The following is a 20,203-nucleotide window of genomic DNA, read 5'->3' on the forward strand; positions in this document are numbered from 1 at the left end:
CACCCCCGGACCGGTCACACCATACGAATCAACGACCCGCGAAGTACGGGTCTAGTCGGCGGAGTGACTTGGACAGGATGTGGTTCAGGCCCCCGGCAAGCCGGCGCGACACCGAGGCAACAGTGACGACTGAAGCTTCAGGACACGCGCAGCACTACCGGGGACTGTTTTGCCCTCGGAGTCTTCGCGCGGGCCTGGCCACGTGCGAAGGCTTTACCACGCCCAAGCCTGTCCCGTGCGGCCGGATCGGTCACACTGCATCGATGTCGGGCTGGATCTCCACGGTGAAGGCCGCGTCCTCGGGGCCGTCGCCTTCCTCGCTCTTCCAGACGATCACGCGCACGTGCCTCTGTCCGGTGCCGCGCACCTCCCACTCGGTCACCAGGTCGGTGACGACGAGGGCGGCGACGTACTCGGCGGTTTCTTTGGGATCATCGGTGATGATGGTCCCTCGCCACCGCTCGGGATGGCCGCTGTAAGGGCGCCAGCCCTGCGAGCCGTGCGGCTCGTCGACCCGGTACACCCAGCCCTTCTCGGTGCCCATGGCACCGATCCTTCCACTCAAGGAGCATCACCCCCGCATCGGATCGACACTGCCTGCCGAACGCGGGTCGCCCGGCTGCATCAACTGTCCCGACGGCATCGAACCGAAGGCAGCCCCGTTGGTCATGCTTCGGCGTGGATAACGGTGTCGGATGGTTCGGCAGCGACGATGGGGACTCCTTTGACCTCAGAGCCCGCTGCGCGGCCGCGCTGGACCACGACAGCGAGCAGTGGGCCAAGCGCACCCTTACGGACGAGGCGTCCTCCCGCTGGGCCGGGTCGATCACGAAGGCCGGTCACGACCAGTGGGCACTGGCCCACCGCGGTCACCTCGCGCACATCCAGTCCCTGGAAACGGGCGTGCACACGATCACGCACCGGCTGTCCCGGCCGATCGGAGAGAAAGGCACCAAGAACGCACCGGGCGGCTACCGCAGCAGGCATGAGTGGTTCGCCAAGTCCCGCCGCCTGCACGTCCTCAGCGACCGGCTGGAGCGGGAACAGGCGGACCGCGCGGCCGGGTGCGTGCATGTTGTACGCGGCGGGAAGCGGCTGCTGCACACCCGCCACGACCTCGACGCCGCCGGGATGACCGAGACTGCCTGGCGGCAGCGGTGGCAGGCCGAGCGCCGGTTCCTCGCCGCGGACGGGGAGTCCGGCAAAAGGTTCGGCAACGAGACCATCCGCGTCACCCCCGACGGCGAGGTCTCGATCAAGCTCCCCGCGCCGCTGGCGCACCTGGCGAACGCCCCGCACGGCCGGTACGTGCTCACCGGCCGCGTGCGGTTCAAGCACCGGGGCGAGCAGTGGCGCGACCGCATCACCGCCAACCGGGCCGTCGCCTACCGCCTCCACGAGGACACCGCCCGGGGCCGCTGGTACCTGACCGCCTCCTTCACCATCCCACCGGTCCAGACCGTGCCCCTGGCCACGGCCCGCGCGAGGGGCATGGTCGGCGTCGACACCAACGCCGACCACCTCGCCGCCTGGCGCCTCGACGCGCACGGCAACCCCGTCGGCGTACCACTGCGCTTCGGCTACGATCTCACCGGCACCGCCGACCACCGCGACGCCCAGGTCCGCCACGCCCTGATCCGCCTGCTGTACTGGGCCAGGCGCCACGGCCTCGCCATCGCCGTCGAGGACCTCGACTGCACCGCCGAGACGACCCGCGAGAAGCACGGCCGCCGCAAACGCTTCCGCAACCTCATCTCCGGCATGCCCGTGAGCAAGCTGCGGGCCCGGCTCGCCAGCATGGCGGCCGAACTCGGCATCCCCATCGTCGCCGTCGACCCGGCCTACACCAGCAAGTGGGGCGCCCAGCACTGGCAGAAGCCCCTCACCACCAAGACCAGGAAGACCACCCGCCACGAGGCGGCCGCCGTGGCGATCGGCAGACGCGCCCTGGGACACCCGATCCGGCTGGGGGTACCTCCCAGGCTCTTAAGGCACTGGGGGAGGACGGCACCGCCCCACGACGACCAGAGCGATCGTCGTGGGCATCGGACCATCCAGGCCCGACCGGTGGCTTCCGAGGGTGAGGGAACCCGCCCCAGGTCGTCGACAACCTTCGGCCGCCTGTCCTGCATCCGCACCAGGGCGTAGAACAGGTCGTTCAGGCCGGTGTGCTGGTGGGTGAGCTTGTTGCGCTTGAGCCCCGCCTCCTGGGCGAGGGACTTGATCGTCAGCCGGCCGTCAGAGCGCAGAGGAATGCCGACCAGCAGACGGATCATCGCGTCGGTGAAGGCGCTTCCGGGGTCCCCGCGACGGCCTCGACGATGCCGTGAAGAGAGCTGTGCGAGCTGCGCTCATCAGGCATGACGTCGACCGCGCTCGCGCGGACCCGCGGGCTTGGGCCGGGGCGACCTTCCGGTCAGAGGCCGGCAGAGTCGTCCCGGTGGCTGGACCGGCTCCCGGCCACCGTGTTCAGGTGCGACTGCGAGTCGCGCTCGGCCGACAACGGTCCCGAGACGGTGAAGTAACGCCGACCGGCGACCAGCAGCTCCTCCGCCGGGAACTTTGTGATCACCTCACACCCTTCCGCGGTCACCACGAGCTCCTCCTCGATCCGGGCCGCGCCCCAGCCGTCCTTTGACGGCCAGTAGGTCTCCAGCGCGAACACCATGCCCTCTTCGAGCACCTCGGGGTGCTCGAAGGACACCAGTCTGGAGAACACAGGCTTCTCCCAGATCGACAGCCCGACTCCATGGCCGTACTGAAGCGCGAAGGCCGCCTCCTCATCGGGGAACCCGAACTCCTGCGCCGTCGGCCACACCGACACGATGTCGGCCGTCGTGGCTCCGGGGCGGACCAGGCTGATCGCTTCGTCCATGTACTCACGGCACCGCGTGTAGGCGTCGCGTTGAGCGGAAGAGGCGCTGCCGACGGCGAAGGTGCGGTAGTAGCAGGTGCGATAGCCGTTGTAGCTGTGGAGGATGTCGAAGAACGCCGGATCCCCGGGCCGCACGATGCGGTCCGAGAAGACGTGGGGGTGTGGTGCACACCGTTCCCCGGAGATCGCGTTGACGCCCTCGACGAACTCCGAGCCGAGGTCGTAGAGAGTCTTGGCCACCACACCCACGCACTCGTTCTCACGCACACCCGGCCGGAGGAACTCGTAGAGGTTCTCGTAGGCGGCGTCGACCATCGAGCATGCATGGGTGAGCAGGTGGATCTCGTCACGTGTCTTGATGCGTCGGGCCTCCAGGAAAACCTGCTGGCCGTCGACCACGGTGATGCCCGCGTTCTGCAGGGCCATCAGGACCGGGAGCTCGACGACGTCGACGCCGAGCGGCTCCCCCAGGAGTCCGTAGAGCTCGAGTTCATGCTTGATCTTCTCGGCGACGGAGTCGGCCATCCCGACCAGGGGGTTGATGGCGCCGCGCAACGTCGAGATGCCGGCGCGAGCGCCGCTGGGGTTGCGGGCATCGGCTCCGTGGTGGGCTCCGTGCGGATCACCGTCCACGTGGGCGTTCGAATAGTCCAGCCAGGGGTTGTACAGCTGGTGGTGCTTGGCGGCTGAACCGAAGTCCCAGACGATCGGCTCACCTCCCCTGACCAGCAGGGAGAACCGGATCATCTTGTCGATCGCCCAGGTCCCGATGTGGGTCGAGGTCATATAGCGGATGTTGGCGAAGTCGAAGGCCAGGACCGCGCCGAGGTCGGACTGCTCCAACGACTTGCGGAGACGGGCCAGTCGCTCGTCGCGGAGCCTGTTCATGTCGACCCGGGTCTCCCAGTCGACCGTGTTCGGTCCAAACGTCGGAATCGCCATCACAAGTCCTTTGCCGGCGTGTAGTTACGGGGATGGAGGGGTGGCACGCGCGCCGTGTGCACTCGGCATGGGCGCACGTTGTCAGGTGGTGCTGAAACAGGCAGGGGTGGGTGACGTCAACTTCCGCTGGGCCGCGGTTGTCGCGAGCCGCCTTCCTGCAGAGCTTCAGGGATGGGCAGGTTTATGTGCAGCGTCACTGAACGCTTGCTTGCTTCACGAACGTCACCTCCACAGTGGTGCCGGTGGGCGCTGCGCCCATGGCGGCCACCGTGTGATCCCGGCACACTTCAAGCGTGCAAGGGTGACCGTCCAGGCATCCGAGATAGAGCCCGGGTGCGGGACGCGCGAACCTGGACGAGATGAGCAACCGGCCTTCGTCGGCAACGACTGCCGGAAGGGTGAGGGAGGCTCCCAGCAGGTCAGCGGCCGATTCGAGGTCGCCGTCGGAGACGAGCCGACGGATGCGCGTGGAGGAGACCGGCTCACCGGCCGGGCCCCGCGTGACGAGAGGGACGACCTGGGTGCTCAGCTCGGGATACCGATCGAAGGTGGCTGCCGTCCCGGCGCCCCAGGCGCCGAACCGGAAACCCTGGCCGACGCTGACGAACTGCGCACCGAGCCGGTCGAGCACGACGCTTTCGACGAAGTCCTCAGCCGAGACTCGCGACCAGGCATGGTCGAACGGGACGATCACCACCTGTCGGATCCCCAGTGAGCCGAGCTTGTGCAGCTTCTGCCGGCGATCGCTCAACAGGCCCGGAACACGGTGCGGTTCGAGTACCTGCATCGGGTGAGGGTCGAAGGTGAGCACGGTGTCGCACCCCTGAAGGACCTGACGGTGACCGAGGTGAACGCCGTCGAAGGTCCCTATCGCGACCTTGGTGCGCGAGCGGGCTCCACCAGCGAGGCTGTGACCACGGAGGCCCCGTCTTCCCTGGGGTGTCTCGAGGCTGAAAACCTCCATCACCCATCCCTCCTTCGTCCTAGGGGGCAGGCTGAGCGCAAGCCAGTATGAGCCTCGCGCCGTTAGCAGTCGGGAAAGCGTGAGGCGGCCCGGCGCTCTCGTGTGAGTCCTGCGTTAACCGCACTTGCCGAGGGCTCGGGGCTCGGTTCTTCTCTCGGAGAAGGACGGAGCCGCCGACTGCAGAAACGTCGGCGTGGTCACAGCAGGATCTGTAGCGGGTGTTCAAGAACGTCCACGAACGCCTTCATCCACTCGGCCGCGGTGGCGCCGTCCACCGACCGGTGGTCGACGGCGAGCGTCAGTCGCAGAACGGACGCGACGGTGACCGCACCTTCCTCGACGACCGCCGCCTGCTGCACCGCGCCGACAGCCAGGATCGCGGCCTGTGGCGGGTTGATGATCGCTGCGAAGTCGTCGGTGCCGTACATGCCGAGGTTGGTGATCGTGATCGTGCCGCCCTCCAGTTCTTCCTGTCGCAGTCGGCGCTCCTTCGCACGGGCGATGAGGTCCTTCGTCGCCGTGGCAACGCCGCTCATCGACAGGGAGCCCACGTCGCGGACCACCGGGGTGACCAAACCGCCGTCGGTGGCGACGGCCACGGCGATGTCGACGCCCGAGAACTGCCGGATCGAGGTGTCGTTCCACTGCACGTTCATCGCGGGAACGATCCCGTGCGTGGACGCGATCGCCTTGACGAGCAGGTCGTTGATCGACACCTTCACACCCTGGCCGGCGTTGATCCGCCGCCGCAGCTCGAGCAACGCGTCGACGCGTGCGCCGGCGCGTAGATAGAAGTGCGGTGTGGTCTGCTTGCTCTCCGTCAGCCGACGGGCGATGGCCCGACGCATCCGCGTGACGGGCACGTCCACGAACCGTGGATCGACTGCCGAAGTCGCCGTCGTCCGGAAGTCTTCGCGCGTGTGGGCCGGCACCTCCTCCTGCGGCTCCGCCGACCTGGCGGCGGCCGCTTCGACGTCGGACCGCCGGATCCGTCCGTGCGGACCGCTCCCGACCACGCCGTTCAGATCGACTTCGAGCTGGCGCGCCAGACGGCGCGCCAGTGGGCTCGCGAAGAGGCGTTCACCCTTGTCCTGTGCCGCCTCCGTGGGCGCCTGAGCGGTCATGGCTGTCGGCGTCGCGCGCTCTTGAGGCGCCGACACCGAGGCGGAGGAAGCCGCCATGGGCACCGCTTCCGTTCCCAGTGAAGCCACCAGGGCGTCCACCGCGGACGCCGACTCGCCCGGCGCCCCCCAGATCGCGATCGGTGTACCCACCGCCACGGTCGAACCCGCATCCACCAGGAGGCGCAGGAGTACGCCGTCGCCCTCGGCCTCCACCTCGACCACGGCTTTCTCGGTCTCCACCGTGACGATCGGATCCCCCGCCGTGTAACGGGCGTTCAAGCCGACGTTCCAGGATTGCAGGATTGCCTCTTCGGTGTTGGCGGCGACCTCGGGCATGCGCAGGACCTCAGCCATCGTTCCGCTCCCCAGAGATCTCGCGGAGCTTGGCGACGACTTCCTCCGTCGAGGCGAACGCGGCACGCTCCAGCACTTTGCTGATACTCGGCGACGCCTCGCCACCGGTCACCCGCTCGATCGGGGCGTCGAGCCAGTCGAACAGCCGCCGCTGGATCTCGTCCGCGAGCCAGCCGCCGTAGGAGGTGCCGATGGCGCCCTGCTCGGCGATGAGCACGTTGTTGGTCTTCATCACCGATCGGGTGATCGTGTCCCAGTCCAGACTGGCCCGGTCCAGCCAGCGCAGGTCGATGACCTCGGCGTCCACGCCCGTCTGGTCGACGGCCGCCAGAACGGCCGGCGTCATCGCCAGATAGGTGAGGACGGTCAGGGCCGCTCCCTCGCGGCGTACGGCGGCCTTGCCGACGGGAAGGTAGTGATCGTAGTTCTCCGGCAGGCCCGGACCGGTCGAGTTGTACAGGTCCACGTGCTCGAGAACCACGACCGGGTCGTCGCAGGCCAAGGCCGTGTTCATCAGGCCGACGTAGTCGAACGGCGTCGACGGTGCGACTATGCGCCAGCCGGGTGCGGTCGCGAGGATGCCGGCCGGGTCCATCGAGTGTTGTGATCCGTAGCCGGTACCCATGGCCACCTTGCTGCGCAGGACGAACGGCACCTTGCCCTCACCTCCGAACATGTGGCGGGCCTTTCCGATCTGGTTGAACAACTGGTCTGCCGCCACCCACATGAAGTCGGCGTACATGAACTCGACGATGGGGCGGAACCGGCCGTCCAGAGCCAGTCCGCCACCGAGGCCGGCGAACGCGTTCTCCGAAATCGGGGTCCCGATCACCCGGTCGGGGAACGCCTCGCTCAGGCCCCGGGTGGCGCCGTTGGTTCCGCCGTTGAGCTTGTGCACGTCCTCGCCCATCACCACGACGCGAGGATCGCTGTCCAGGCGGCGTCCCATCACGCCGGCGACGGCGCCCAGGAACTTGACATCGGTCAGGTCGCCGGCGAAGTCCTCGGTGTCGGTGAACTCGATCCCGGCCAGCTCCGAGAGGTCGCCCCGGACGCCTTCGTCGACGAACGCCGGGTCAGGCCACTCCGAAGGCACGATGCGTCGCTCGCCCGGCTTGCCGCCCGGTCGCGGTTCCAGGAGGACGTCGCCGAGCTCGGACATCAGGGTCCTGGCGCGCTTGATCGTCTCCGCGATCGCCTTCTTGGTGAGGATTCTGCGGCGTACCAGGTGTCCCGCCATGGTGTCGATCGGGTCGCGGGCACGCCACTGCGCTTCCTCTTCCTTGGTGCGGTAGCGGAACGCCGAGCCGGGGAAGGGTCCGTTCTGGTGGAAGTAGCGGTACACATCGGCTTCGATCATCGTCGGACCGTTGCCGTTGCGCATGTGCGCGAGGGCCTGCTGCGTCACGAGGTACACGGCCAGCGGATCCATGCCGTCGACCTTCCAGCTCCGGATGCCGAAGCCCGGGCCGCGGCCGGACAGCCGTGGTTCGGCGGTGACTTCGGACACGTGGGTGGAGACGGCGTACAGGTTGTTCTCGACGAAGAAGCACAAGGGCAGCGACCACGCCGCCGCGAGATTGAGGCTCTCCAGCGTGGATCCGATGTTGATCGCTCCGTCGCCGAAGAAGGTGAAGGTCACCGCGTCGGTGCCGGCCTTCTTGTGGGCCCAGGCGGATCCGGCCGCGAGCGGTACCCCGCCACCGACGATCGCGTTGGTTCCGATGGCGCCGGCCTCGTGCCACTGCAGGTGCATGCTGCCGCCGCGACCGTGGCTGAAACCCCGGTCGAGTCCGCAGATTTCGCGCAGGCTGCGCAGGAGCACGGCCCGCACATCCTCCGGGAACGGCTTCGTCGGGTCGATGCCCTTGGGATGGAGGTGGGCCAGCACCTTGGCGAGGAACTGGTGATGGCCGCGGTGCGAGCCGTTCACGGTGTCCTGCGACGAAAGGGCGAAGCACGCACCGACCGCGCCGCCCTCCTGGCCGATGCTGGAATGCGCGGGGCCGTGGATGAGCCCGTCCGCGGCGAGCTCCAGGACGTACTCCTCAAAGGTCCGGATCAGCACCAACTGGCTGAACATGCCTGTCAGGAGGTCGGGGTCCGCGGCGTCCCAGTCGTCCTGGGTGGCGACGGACTCCGACCATGCGGCCTTTGCTTGGAGTTGGTGTTCGGCAGGCATCGGGAGCCTCCTTCAGTCGACCGGAGTGCACCGACCCTGCCACAGGATTGGATCCAATAACAAGACTTCCCTCGACTTCTGGCGTCGACAGGGTCACTATGGAGCCCACTTTGGATCCAAAGGAGGAAGATCATGGCTCTACCCGGTCTCACCCGCCTTGACCACATCGGCTTCACGGTGCCGGACCTGGAGCAGGCGCACGCCTGGCTCGTGGACGTCCTGGGCTGTGAGTATCTGTATGCGATCGGCCCGTTGAGCTCGGCGGACGACTGGATGTCGGAGCATCTCGACGTGGACGCGCGCACGGTGCTGCGTCAACTGCGCTTCTACCGGTGCGGAGAGCAGGCCGTGTTCGAGGTCTTCGAGTATCGGACGGCTGAGCAGCGGACGGCTGTCCCGCGCAACAGCGACGTCGGCGGTCACCATGTCGCGCTCTACGTCGAGGACCTGGACGAGGCGGTGTCGTGGCTGAGGGCGAGGGGCGTTCCCGTACTGGGAGACCCGACCGTGAGTGCCGGACCGTCCAAGGGGCAGCGGTGGGTCTACTTCCTCTCACCGTGGGGGATGTACTTTGAGCTGGTGTCCTATCCTGACGGCAAGGCCTACGACCACGACCCGTCAGCATTTCAGAGGTGACCGCACTTGAGTCCTGCGCACGCTCGTGATCCGCGCGGGTCGGACAGTGTCAGGAGCCAGCGCATCGCGGGCATCCTCCGTGACGAGATCCTCGCCGGCGATCTGACACCCGGCACGTGGTTGCGCCAGGACGAACTCGCCGCGCGCCTCGGCGCGAGCCGTATCCCGGTCCGCGAAGCGCTGCGGATCCTGGAGTCGGAGGGCCTCACCGAGTCGTTCCCCAACCGGGGTGCGCGGGTTCCCGTGCTCAGCCTCGAGGACGTGAACACGTACTACCGGATGCGTGAGCGACTCGAGCCGCTGACTCTGACGGAGAGCCTCTCCCGTCTCACCGACCAGCATCTCGCCCGCCTCGAGCGCATCCAGGACGAGATCGAGAACCAGAGCGACATCAACCGGTTCCTGCTGCTCGACCGTGACTTCCACATGACCAGCTATTCGGCTTGCCCCAGCGGCCACCTGCTGGCCATGACAGAGCGGCTCTGGAACTCCACCCAGCACTACCGCCGTGCGTTCATGGTCCTCGCCGACCCCGACCGGGCGACGATCGTCAACGCCGAACACCGGCTGATCCTCGACGCCGTGCGGCGCCGCGATCCTGAGGACTGCGAGCGGTACCTCACGGGGCACATCCGCCGGACCAGGGTCGAACTCACGGCCCATCCCGAGCTTTTCGTCGACAGCGACGACGCGAGCGGGAGGCCCGCGGTCTCCTGAGCGGACGAGCAGGATTCCGCCGGGGCGGTTGAAACGGTCCGACCGGTCGAGCCGTCGGCGGACCTGCTGGACGACGAGTCGACCGGGCAGCCGGTCCGGCACCCGATACCGCGACGACGGTCCCCGTCGTGCGCCTTCGGCACATGCGGCGAGGCCGGCTCCCACCATGCGCCGTTGATCGGTCTCTGTCGGCCGGCCGACTGGAATGTATCCAACTTGGTGCGAGCGCATGGTGTTTGCGCCGCAAGAGTACTAGTCCACGGTGAATGCGAAGCCTACGATGGATCCAATCGAGAATCATTGGTGCCCACGCCACGAGGAGAGCGCCGTGCCCATCGCCACCGTCAACCCCGCTACCGGGGAGCTCATCGAAGAGTTCACCCCACTCACGAAGGAGCAGGTCGACCAGCGACTGACGCAAGCAGAGGCTGCGGCCGCGATGCTCCGGGCAACCGACTTCGGCACTCGCGCCCAGTGGATGCGGGCCGCTGCTGACCTGGTCGAGGCCGAGGCGGCCCACACGGCGCGAAGGCTCACGATCGAAATGGGCAAGCCGATCGCGCAGGCCCGCGCCGAGGTCCTCAAGTGCGCGCACGCAATGCGCTTCTACGCCGACAACGCCGAAAGCCTGCTGGCCGACCAGCCGCTCGCCGACCCGAGCACAGTCAAGGCATCGGTTGCCTACACCTCCTACCAGCCTCTCGGCGTCGTTCTGGCCGTGATGCCGTGGAACTATCCGATGTGGCAGGTGATCCGCTTTGCCGCGCCTGCGCTGATGGCCGGCAACGTCGGCCTGCTCAAGCACGCGTCGAACGTGCCGCAGTCCGCGATGTACCTCGACAAGCTCTTCGAACGGGCGGGCTTCCCCGCCGGCTCGTTCCAGACGCTCCTCATCGGAGCAGCCGACGTCGAGGCGGTCCTGCGCGACCGGCGCGTCGCCGCCGCGACGCTGACGGGTTCCGAGCCGGCCGGGCGGTCGGTCGCCGCTGTCGCCGGCTCCGAGGTGAAGAAGGTCGTGCTGGAGCTGGGTGGGTCCGACCCGTTCATCGTGATGCCTTCCGCCGATGTCCGCGCCGCCGCCCGCACCGCCGTGACGGCTCGTACGATCAACAACGGCCAGACCTGCATCGCGGCCAAGCGGTTCATCGTCCACACGGAGGTGTACGAGGAGTTCGTCGAGGCCTTCGTCGCGGGCACAAAGGCGCTGACCATCGGCGACCCGCTCGACGAGGAAACCCAGATCGGGCCGATCGCCACGGAGTCCGGCCGGCGCGAGCTCGTCGAACTCGTCGACGACGCCGTCGCGAAGGGTGCCGTCCTGCGGTGCGGTGGGTCGGCGGTCGGTACCGAGGGGTGGTTCTTCGAGCCGGCGGTGCTGGAGGAGGTCACCGGCGAGATGCGGGTGTACCGGGAGGAGACGTTCGGCCCGTTGGCAGTGGTCCACCGGGTCGACGACATCGAGCAGGCGGCGGAGCTCGCCAACGACACTACTTTCGGTCTCAGTTCGTCGGTGTGGACCACTGACCCGGACGAGGAGCGGTTCCTGATCAACCGCCTCGCGGCCGGTGCCGTCTTCGTCAACGGCATGAGCGTCTCCTACCCCGAGCTGCCCTTCGGCGGCGTCAAGGACTCCGGCATCGGCCGCGAGCTCGCAGCGGAGGGCATCCGGGAGTTCTGCAACCTCAAGTCGATCTGGAAGAGCTGACGCGGACCTTCGGTTTCCTCGGACCGGGCGCGATGGGCGCGGGCACCGCCCGTGGCTCCTCGCACCCGGTCCTGCTGACAGCGCCGGGCGATGTGCCGCACCGCGAGGTTGACTCGCGGTCTCCCCGAAGCATCCCGATCCCGGATTGACGTGTTCATGCCCCGAGAGGCGGTGTCGGCCGCGGCCGGCGCGACCGGGCCCCTCCCGCAACGCCCCGGCCCGCCGTCCGGTCGCAACACAACTCCCAGGGAATCCCCACCCCTTCGAGAACGAGCTCAGGAGAACCCTATGACCGAAGCACCGCCCTCGGCCGCGCCGACGGCCGCCGCGTCCCCGGAAGCACCCTTTCCCCGCTGGTACCACTCCATCCCACGCGAGCACCGGCCCGCGTTCTGGGCCGGGTCCGCCGGATGGGGCCTGGACGCCTTCGACTTCATGACCCTGCCGCTGGCCCTCGGGTCCATCGCCGCGGCATTCGCGCTGACTTCCACCGAGTCGGGCATGATCGTGACCGTGACCGTGCTGGCCTCGGCGGTGGGCGGTGCCCTCGCGGGCATGCTGGCGGACCGGGTGGGACGGGTGCGGGTCCTGATGATCACTATCGCGACCTTCGCGGTCTTCACCGCACTGTCCGGCTTGTCCCAGAACTACGGTCAGATGCTGCTGTTCAAGGGGCTCCAAGGTCTTGGATTCGGTGGCGAGTTCGCAGCCGGCGCGGTCCTGATCGCCGAGATCGCCCCCGCCCGGCATCGCGGCCGGATCATGGGATTCGTCGCCAGCTCCTACGCGGTCGGCTGGGCCCTGGCCGTCCTGGCCTATTCCGTCATCTTCAGCCACGCCGGCCCTGACGCCTGGCGCTATCTGTTCATCCTCGGCATCATCCCCGCCTTCGCGCTGATCTTCATACGGCGCAACGTCAAGGACTCGGACGCCTCGAAGGAGAATCGCCGCCGGGTCAAGGAGGCGTCCGCCACAACGGTGTGGAGCGGATTCGCCGAACTGTTCCGCCGCGACCTACGGCGCACCACGCTGCTGACCCTGCTGGTCGGGATCGGAGCGCAGGGCGGGTACTTCGCCATCTTCACCTGGCTGCCGTCCTACCTGCACAAGGAGCGCGGTCTGACGGTCGTCGGGACCAGCGGCTACCTCTCGGTCATCATCGTCGGCTGCTTCCTCGGCTACACGACCGGCGGGTACCTGCACGACTGGATCGGCCGCCGGAAGACGTACATCCTCTTCGCGTTCAGCGGCGTGGTGTGCGTGGTCGCCTACACCTGGATCCCCGAGGGGGCCAACAGCCTGCTGCTGGTGCTGGGCGTGCCGCTGGGGATGGCGGCGTGCGGATTGCTGGCCGGCTCGGGCGTGTTCTTCAGCGAGTTGTTCCCCAGCCGGGTACGCGGCGCCGGCGTCGGCATCGCCCACAACTTCGGGCGGGGCGTCGCCGCCTTCTTCCCCGCCCTCGTCGGCGTGCTCTCATCGATCCTCGGACTGAAGGCGGCCATGGGCATCGGAGCACTGGGGTACGTCCTGGTGATCGTCGGCGTGCTGGCGCTCCCGGAGACCCGGGGCCGGCAGATCGCGTAGATCCGAGGCCAAGAGGAAGAAGCAGAGCCCTCTGTGCGACGTCCCGGCGAGAACTCACGGGACGTCGCACGGACGTACGCTCCACGCACCGGACCGGGAAAGCGCAAGGTGACGACTACGACGTCGTCATGCGCTTCAGGCGCAGGGCGAGAGCGTCGTGACGGTGGAGCAGGGCTGTGGCGACGCGGGGAAGTTCGGTGGCGCCGCCGCCAGGTACGGCCGCGGTCCGGTTGCCGCGGAGATCCCGGAGTTCGCCCCGCCGGTACGGGGCGAAAGGAAGAGCGCCACACGGCGAGCCGCTCGTGTGACGCCCCGCCCGTGTGCGGTCAGTCGGTGGTCTCAGGTGCGATGTTCTTGTTGAAGCGGAGCAGGTTCTGAGGGTCCCAGGCGGCCTTGATCGAACGCAGCCGCTGGTGTTTGGCCTCGCTGCCGTGCACTCCGCGGCGCCACTCTTCGCCCAGGTCGTCGGTGAGGTTGGCGTAGCCGTTCGTCAGCGTGTGCGGCCGCATCGCCTCGGTGAGGGTCGTCGCCCACTCGTCGTACTGCGCGTCGGACTCGGGTTCGTCCCACTTGCAGATGGCTTCCCACAGCCAGCCGGCTCCCGCACGGGAGAAGGCCACGGCGTCCTCGTCCATGTCCTCGGAGATCGCACCGCCCATGAACGAGATGTTGATCGAGTAGATGTCGCCGGGTCCGGCCGGCACGGTGGCAACGTGCTCCAGCAGCACGTCGACGGCGTCGCCGGACAGTGTCGGCAGGTACCCACCACGCAGGTTCATGCGCATGCCGTAGGGGGCGACGGCGTCGAGCATGCTGTTCGCCTGAACCCACGTGGTCTTCGTGACCAGGTTGGCCAGCGGTTGGCCGAGCGCGGCGAGCGACTCGACGACCTCGTCGGCCGTGGCGGGCTCCCCGGTGTGGACCACGACGAGAATCAGCGCCGGCTTCCCGTGCACTTCATCGGGCAGCATCGGAAGCGGGGGAGCATCAGCGATCGCGACCAGCAGGCCCAGCTCCCGCGGGGCTGTGGCCAGGTGCGCCGAAAGCTTGCCGAGGACATCGGCTGCCTGGTCGAACGGGAATATCAGCTGTCCTGCGACGACGTCGGGGCCGACCGGGTGCGCGCGGTACTCGAGCGAGGTGACGACTCCGAAGTTGCCGCCCCCGCCGCGCAGCGCCCAGAACAGCTCGGAATTCTCGGTCTCGTCGGCGCGGACCTTGCGGCCGTCCACAGTGATCACGTCGCAGGCCAGCAGATTGTCGACGGTGGCGCCGTAGCGGCGCATCAGGAAGCCGATGCCGCCGCCCAGGGTCAGCCCGGCGACGCCGGTGTTGCTGACCGTCCCGGCGGGTACGGCCAGGCCGTGCTGCTGTGCGGCGGCGTCCATCTCGCCGAGCCTGACGCCAGGTTGGGCCCGTACCACCCGGGTCTCCGGGTCGACGATGACGTCCCGCATCGCCGAGAGGTCGATGACCAACGCGCCACCCGGCATCGCATAGCCGTCGGAACCGTGCCCGCCACTGCGTACGGCCACCGGGATGGTGTGTGCGGTGGCGTAGCGCAGGACGGTGGCGACGTCCTCCTCGTCGGCGCACTGCGCGATCAGCGCGGGACCCTCGTCGGCGGCACGGCCTTGGTACACCGCACGTGCCGCGTCGTACTGGTCGTCGCCGGGCCGCAGCACCGCGCCGCGGAATTCGGTCGGGAAGTCGGAGTGAGTGCGGTGGTCTGTCGACACGTGCATGGGGGGCTCCTGTGTCAGGGATGTACAAGACGATGGATGTTCGTCGCCGATGGGCGGCGCCTTCGGCGAGACGCGTATCGGAGGACCCGCAGGACGTGCGCTTCGGCATCCACCCGGTCGCGGGCCGGCTGCTCCGTGACGGGCGGTGCTATGAACCAGCACCACCCGTCACAGCAGCGGCTTGGCAGCAAGATCAGTAATCGAACACCTCGATGAAACGTGGCAGCGAAGCGTCGAGCGCGTCGTCGTATGACATCGATGCGAATTCGTAGACCGAGCGACGGCCAGGGGCACCTGCGCCAGCCGCCCTCAGTGCGTTGTCGAGCCACTCCTGGGCAACCACAGCTGCTCGGCCGGCCTCAACCACGGCCTGCACGAGACCGACCTCGCGGGCTCTCTCGGCGGTGAACGGCTTGCCGGAACCGATGTTCTCGATCGCCAGGCGCGGCCCAAGCCGATGAATGATGGGCACCTGCGCGATCATCGGCCACATCCCGGCGCTGACCTCCACCGTGCCGATTCGCGCACTGTCCACTGCGACGGCGAAGTCGCAGGCCGCTACGAACGAAGCGCCGCTGGCGAGCGCGTCGCCGTTGACGGCAGCCGCGACAGACAAACCCAGATGAGGGAAGATCCGGAGGGCGTCCAGCAACGCCTCGCCGAACAGAGCTGGATCTGCACCAGCTTTGATGGCAGCGATGTCGAGACCGCCGCAGAAGGTGTCACCTGCACCGGTGAGCAGGACGGCGCGGATGTCCGGGTTGTCGTCACACTCCTGCAGGCGGGTGCGGATGTCGGTGAGGATGCCTGGGTTCAGCAGGTTCCGCTCGCCATTGTGAATGGTCAAGATGGCGGTAGCACCGACCGTTTCTTGCTCTACGCCGCCGCTCCAGACGTTGTCCACGCTGTTCATAATCCGAGTCCTCTCACTTTGTTGACGAGGTGCGGTCCGTCTGTCGAAAACGGCGCGCTCGATTCCTGGCATGTCGGACTCACTGCGTCGCGATGCGTCCTACTGCGTCCCCGCCCAGGGCGCTGCGTCACGGTGCCGGAATGCTCGGCGACCTCAGCGTCCTCGACGCGCTTGGAAGAGGTGACCAGCTCGGCGTCTCCGAGCCGCGGGTGGCTCTCGCCTGCCAGTGCTGCCGTCACTCGTGGCCCCTCGACCGTCACGAGCGCGTGGACCGGCGTCGAACTCCCGGAGCCCGGATTGCGCGCCAATCTCGTTGCTGTGCCTGGTCAGTTGCTGACGCCTGCAGCAAGACTTGTATTAGAGGACCCGGAGGATGTCGTCGACGCGGTCCTTGGCGTCGCCGAAGAGCATGGCGGAGTTCTCGCGGTAGAAGAGCGGGTTCTGGACGCCGGCGTATCCGGAGGCCATGGAGCGTTTGAAGACGATGACGTTCTCGGCGTTCCAGACCTGCAGGACGGGCATGCCGGCGATGGGTGAGGCGGGATCCTCGGCGGCGGCCGGGTTGACGGTGTCGTTGGCGCCGATGACGAGGACGACGGCGGTGTCGTCGAAGTCGTCGTTGATCTCGTCCATCTCCAGAACGATGTCGTAGGGGACTTTGGCCTCGGCGAGCAGGACGTTCATGTGGCCCGGCAGCCGGCCTGCGACCGGGTGGATGCCGAAGCGGACGTTGACATCTCGGTCCCTGAGTTTGCGGGTCAGCTCGGCGATGCCGTACTGGGCCTGGGCCACGGCCATGCCGTAGCCGGGGGTGATGATCACCGAGTCGGCCGTCCCGAGGAGCTCGGCGACGCCCTCGGCGGTGATCTCGCGGTGCTCGCCGTAGTCCTTGTCGTCGGCCGGGCCGGCCTCGATGCCGAAGCCGCCGGCGATCACGGAGACGAAGGAACGATTCATCGCCTTGCACATGACGGAGGACAGGTAGGCACCCGAGGAGCCGACCAGGGCGCCGGTGATGATCAGCAGGTCGTTCTCCAGCAGGAATCCCGACGCCGCGGCTGCCCAGCCGGAGTAGGAGTTCAGCATCGAGACGACCACCGGCATGTCGCCGCCGCCGATCGAGGCGACCAGGTGCCAGCCCAGGGCCAGCGCGACGGCCGTGACGGCGATCAGCAGCCACAGCGCCGGGTCGATGACGAACCACGTGGTCAGCACCGCGAACGCGGCCAGGGCACCGAGGTTGAGGTAGTTCTTGCCGGGCAGCATCAGCGGGGACGACTTGATACGTGCCGAGAGCTTGAGGAACGCCACGATCGAGCCGGTGAAGGTGACGGCGCCGATGAAGACGCCGATGAACACCTCGGCGGAATGGATCCCGAGGAGTTCCTGAGCCACCAGCACCTTGACCTCGGCGCTGACAGGGCCGTCAAGGGTGGCCTCGACGTGCAGGTAGCCGTTCCAGCCCACCAGCACCGCAGCCAGACCCACGAACGAGTGCAGCAAGGCGATCAGTTCGGGCATCCCGGTCATCTCCACCACCCGGGCCCGCCACAGCCCGATCGCGGCCCCGACCGCCATGGCGCCGATCATCAGTGCCAGACCGACTCCGGAGATGTGATGGTGGATCGCCAGCGCGATCGTCGCGGCCAAGGCCACCGCCATGCCGCCAACGCCGAAGGACTTGCCGGCCTTGGCGGTCTCGTGACGGGACAGGCCGGCCAGCGCCAGGATGAAGAGCAGGGCCGCGACGATGTAGGCAGCCGCCGCCGCTGTCTCGACAGTCGTCAGATCAGACATGACAGGCCCCCTCAGCTTCTCGAGAACATGGAGAGCATCCGACGGGTCACCGCGAAGCCACCGAAGACGTTGACCGCGGCCAGCAGGATCGCGATCGTCGACAGCACCGTGACCAGCGTGCCGTTCGGGGTCCCCTCGTGCCCGATCTGCAGCAGGGCGCCGACCACGATGATTCCCGAGATCGCGTTGGTCACGCTCATCAACGGCGTGTGCAGGGCGTGGTGCACCTGCCCGATCACGTAGTAGCCGATCACGATCGCCAGGGCGAACACCGTCAGGTGCCCCAGCAGCGCCGCCGGGGACAGAGCCGCGCACAGGAACAGCACCGCGGCGCCGACCCCGGCCACGGTGAACCGGCGCCGGCCCGACATCGGTGACTCGGTTCCGGAAGGGGTCGGCTTCACCTCGGTGCGAGCCGATGCGGGAGCGGCCGCCGGCGCGGCGGAGACCTGGACCGGTGGCGGCGGCCAGGTCAATTCGCCGTCGCGCACCACGGTCATGGACCGTTGCACCACGTCGTCGAAGTCCAGCACCAGCCGGCCGTCCTTGCCCGGGGTCATCAGCTTCATCAGGTTGACCAGGTTGGTGCCGTACAGCTGGGACGCCTGCGCCGGCAGCCGGCCCGGCAGGTCGGTGTAGCCGATGATCGTCACGCCGTTGGCCGTGACCACCGCTTCGTCCCGGACCACGCCCTCGACGTTGCCGCCGTTCGCGGCGGCCATGTCCACGATCACGCTGCCCGGCTTCATCGACGCGACCATCTCCGCGGTGATCAGCGTGGGCGCCTGCCGGCCGGGGATCTGCGCTGTCGTGATCACGATGTCCGTCTCCGTGATCCGCTCTCTGTACAGCTGGGCCGCACGGGTGTTGTAGTCCTCCGACATCTCCTTGGCGTAACCCGTCGCGGACACCTCCACCTCGCCGGTGTCAGCCGCCTCGACCGAGAGGTACTCGCCCCCCAGCGACCTCACCTGGTCGGCGACCTCCGGCCGCGGATCGGTGGCGTGGACGACGGCGCCCAGGCTGCCTGCCGCTCCGATCGCGGCCAGACCCGCCACCCCCGCCCCACAGACCAGCACCTTGGCGGGGGGCACCTTGCCCGCAGCTGTCACCTGACCGGTGAAGAACCGGCCGAAGACGTGCGCGGCCTCCACCACCGCCCGGTAGCCCGCGATGTTCGCCATCGACGACAACACGTCCAACGACTGCGCCCGCGAGATGCGAGGCACCGCATCCATCGCCAACGCCGTGATCGGCCGCTTCGCCAGGTCCTCCACCAGCGCGGGGTTCCACGCCGGGCTCATGATGCCCATGACCGTCGCACCCGGCTTCAACCCGTCCAACTGCTCCGGCGTGAGAGCGTCCACCCCGAACACGATGTCTGCCGCGAGCGGGTCACCAACCCTCGCACCGGCCTCGATATACGCGTCGTCCGGGAAGCTCGACAGCGCACCGGCGCCCGCCTCCACGACGACGTCGTATCCCAGTTTCACCAGCTGGACCACGGTGGCGGGAGTCGCGGCAACGCGCGTCTCGCCACGGTGGGCTTCGCTCACGATTCCGATCAGCATTCCCAACACTCCAGGGTGTCGATGTTGCACAGCACTCGGCGGATACCCACGTGCGCAAACCAGGAGCGCCATCCAAGGCGAGTGCGGGCCTTGGATGGCGCTTGCCTGTGGGCCTGCGATCAGGCGACGGGCTTCGTCATCCCGCCGTCGACGCGCAGCACCTGACCGGTCACGTAGGAGGCGTCGTCGGACGCCAGGAACGCCGCCGCGGCGCCGATTTCGGCGGGCTCGGCCCAGCGGTTGAGGCGAATGCCAAGCCCCTGAGCCATGCCGGCCCGAACCTCTTCGGGGCTCTTGCCCTGCTGCTGGCCCATGGCCTCGGTCTTGGTGAGCCAGCCCTCGGTCTTCGTCATTCCGGGGGAGATCCCGTTGACCCGGATGTTGCTGGGAGCCGCCTCGGCCGCCAGGTAGCTCGTGAGCGCGACCACACCCGAATTCACGATGGCCGCAGCACCGGCATTGGGAATCAGCATGTGTGCGGTCGCGCCGACAACATTGACGATGCTGCCGCTGCCAGTCCGGCTCAAGAACGGGAGAGCGGCCTGCGCGACGCGAATGAACCCGATCAGCTTCGTGTCGAAGACCGACGCGACGATCTTCTCGTCGACCTTGTCCAGGGGGGTCGGGGCGAGCTGCGGACCTGCGTTGTTCACGAGGATGTCGAGGCCGCCCTGCCACGCGTGCGCCTCTGCCAGCGCGCTGTTGACGGAATCCGCGTCGGTGACGTCCGCGACGACGGGGAGCACGCCCTCCGCGTCGGATCCAGTGATGAGGCGACCGGCCGCAGCCTTGACAGCCGCCTCGTCCCTCGCTGCGATCGCCACCTTGGCACCACGCTCGAGCAACGCCTGTGCGATGGCGAAGCCCAGTCCTCGACTACCACCGGTCACAAAAGCCGTGCGGCCTTCCAAGTTCCAACCTGCAGCCATGTTCGGCCCCTCCAGTCAGCGGTCCATTCCTTGCTGCGGAGAGTGGATCCGACGAGCTGAGGCCGCTGCAAGCGCGGCTAACGGAGGGTTCACACGTGGGCAGTCGGGCCACCTCGCACCTTCCCGAGGGTTAACGGTGGGAGGCGCACACTGGCCTGCGTTCAG

General features: G+C 68.0%; 15 protein-coding genes. 5 read left to right on the forward strand and 10 right to left on the reverse strand.

The features are described 5' to 3' along the window. Positions 1-250 precede the first annotated feature (250 nt). Positions 251-544 carry a hypothetical protein gene (locus StrepF001_RS31960; RefSeq protein ID WP_129801657.1) on the reverse strand — a complete coding sequence of 98 codons (294 nt, stop codon included), beginning with the start codon at positions 542-544 and terminating at the stop codon, positions 251-253. Between the two features lie 134 nt (positions 545-678). On the opposite strand from StrepF001_RS31960, the gene StrepF001_RS31965 reads away from it, so the two are divergent. Further along, entirely contained in the window at positions 679-2,148 is a 1,470-nt protein-coding gene (locus tag StrepF001_RS31965) for a transposase (protein WP_240797774.1), read from the forward strand. 268 nt (positions 2,149-2,416) lie between these two features. On the opposite strand, the gene StrepF001_RS31970 is transcribed toward StrepF001_RS31965, so the two are convergent. From StrepF001_RS31970 to StrepF001_RS31985, 4 genes are all read right to left on the reverse strand, one after another. After that, positions 2,417-3,817: a Xaa-Pro peptidase family protein gene (locus StrepF001_RS31970; RefSeq protein ID WP_129801658.1), complete on the reverse strand. Its 1,401-nt coding sequence runs from the start codon at positions 3,815-3,817 to the stop codon at positions 2,417-2,419. 193 nt (positions 3,818-4,010) lie between these two features. Then, positions 4,011-4,781 (reverse strand): FAD synthetase family protein, encoded by a 771-nt coding sequence (locus StrepF001_RS31975; RefSeq protein ID WP_129801659.1) that lies wholly within the window; start codon positions 4,779-4,781, stop codon positions 4,011-4,013. Positions 4,782-4,978: 197 nt separating this feature from the next. Beyond that, entirely contained in the window at positions 4,979-6,259 is a 1,281-nt protein-coding gene (locus StrepF001_RS31980; RefSeq protein WP_129798198.1) for a dihydrolipoamide acetyltransferase family protein, read from the reverse strand. Further along, the gene (locus tag StrepF001_RS31985; protein WP_129801660.1) at positions 6,252-8,441 is read right to left on the reverse strand and encodes an alpha-ketoacid dehydrogenase subunit alpha/beta; all 2,190 of its coding nucleotides are present in this window, start codon (positions 8,439-8,441) and stop codon (positions 6,252-6,254) included. The genes StrepF001_RS31980 and StrepF001_RS31985 overlap by 8 nt, the downstream gene beginning before the upstream one ends. Before the next feature lie 132 nt (positions 8,442-8,573). Here StrepF001_RS31985 and StrepF001_RS31990 point away from each other — a divergent pair, with 132 nt between their 5' ends. From StrepF001_RS31990 to StrepF001_RS32005, 4 genes are all read left to right on the forward strand, one after another. After that, positions 8,574-9,077: a VOC family protein gene (locus StrepF001_RS31990; RefSeq protein ID WP_129801662.1), complete on the forward strand. Its 504-nt coding sequence runs from the start codon at positions 8,574-8,576 to the stop codon at positions 9,075-9,077. 6 nt (positions 9,078-9,083) lie between these two features. After that, entirely contained in the window at positions 9,084-9,794 is a 711-nt protein-coding gene (locus tag StrepF001_RS31995; protein WP_129801663.1) for a GntR family transcriptional regulator, read from the forward strand. 328 nt (positions 9,795-10,122) lie between these two features. Then, on the forward strand, positions 10,123-11,499 hold the full coding sequence (locus StrepF001_RS32000) for an NADP-dependent succinic semialdehyde dehydrogenase (protein ID WP_129801665.1): 1,377 nt from the start codon (positions 10,123-10,125) through the stop codon (positions 11,497-11,499). 288 nt (positions 11,500-11,787) lie between these two features. Continuing rightward, the gene (locus StrepF001_RS32005) at positions 11,788-13,083 is read left to right on the forward strand and encodes an MFS transporter (protein ID WP_129801666.1); all 1,296 of its coding nucleotides are present in this window, start codon (positions 11,788-11,790) and stop codon (positions 13,081-13,083) included. Between the two features lie 326 nt (positions 13,084-13,409). Here StrepF001_RS32005 and StrepF001_RS32010 read toward each other — a convergent pair whose 3' ends face one another. The 5 genes from StrepF001_RS32010 to StrepF001_RS32030 form a co-directional block, all read right to left on the reverse strand. Further along, positions 13,410-14,828, reverse strand: coding sequence for an FAD-binding oxidoreductase (locus StrepF001_RS32010; RefSeq protein ID WP_129801668.1), 1,419 nt, complete (start codon positions 14,826-14,828; stop codon positions 13,410-13,412). Between the two features lie 193 nt (positions 14,829-15,021). Continuing rightward, positions 15,022-15,741 carry an enoyl-CoA hydratase/isomerase family protein gene (locus StrepF001_RS32015; RefSeq protein WP_206306818.1) on the reverse strand — a complete coding sequence of 240 codons (720 nt, stop codon included), beginning with the start codon at positions 15,739-15,741 and terminating at the stop codon, positions 15,022-15,024. Positions 15,742-16,098: 357 nt separating this feature from the next. Beyond that, complete coding sequence (gene pntB / locus StrepF001_RS32020; protein WP_206307003.1) at positions 16,099-17,538, reverse strand: Re/Si-specific NAD(P)(+) transhydrogenase subunit beta; 1,440 nt, start codon at positions 17,536-17,538, stop codon at positions 16,099-16,101. Between the two features lie 11 nt (positions 17,539-17,549). Then, positions 17,550-19,109 (reverse strand): Re/Si-specific NAD(P)(+) transhydrogenase subunit alpha, encoded by a 1,560-nt coding sequence (locus StrepF001_RS32025; RefSeq protein WP_129801670.1) that lies wholly within the window; start codon positions 19,107-19,109, stop codon positions 17,550-17,552. Positions 19,110-19,228: 119 nt separating this feature from the next. Then, positions 19,229-20,038 (reverse strand): SDR family oxidoreductase, encoded by an 810-nt coding sequence (locus StrepF001_RS32030; RefSeq protein ID WP_129801672.1) that lies wholly within the window; start codon positions 20,036-20,038, stop codon positions 19,229-19,231. Positions 20,039-20,203: the final 165 nt, after the last annotated feature.

Origin of the sequence: Streptomyces sp. F001, from assembly GCF_004187715.1 — a bacterium.
Taxonomy (GTDB): domain Bacteria; phylum Actinomycetota; class Actinomycetes; order Streptomycetales; family Streptomycetaceae; genus Streptomyces; species Streptomyces flavusporus.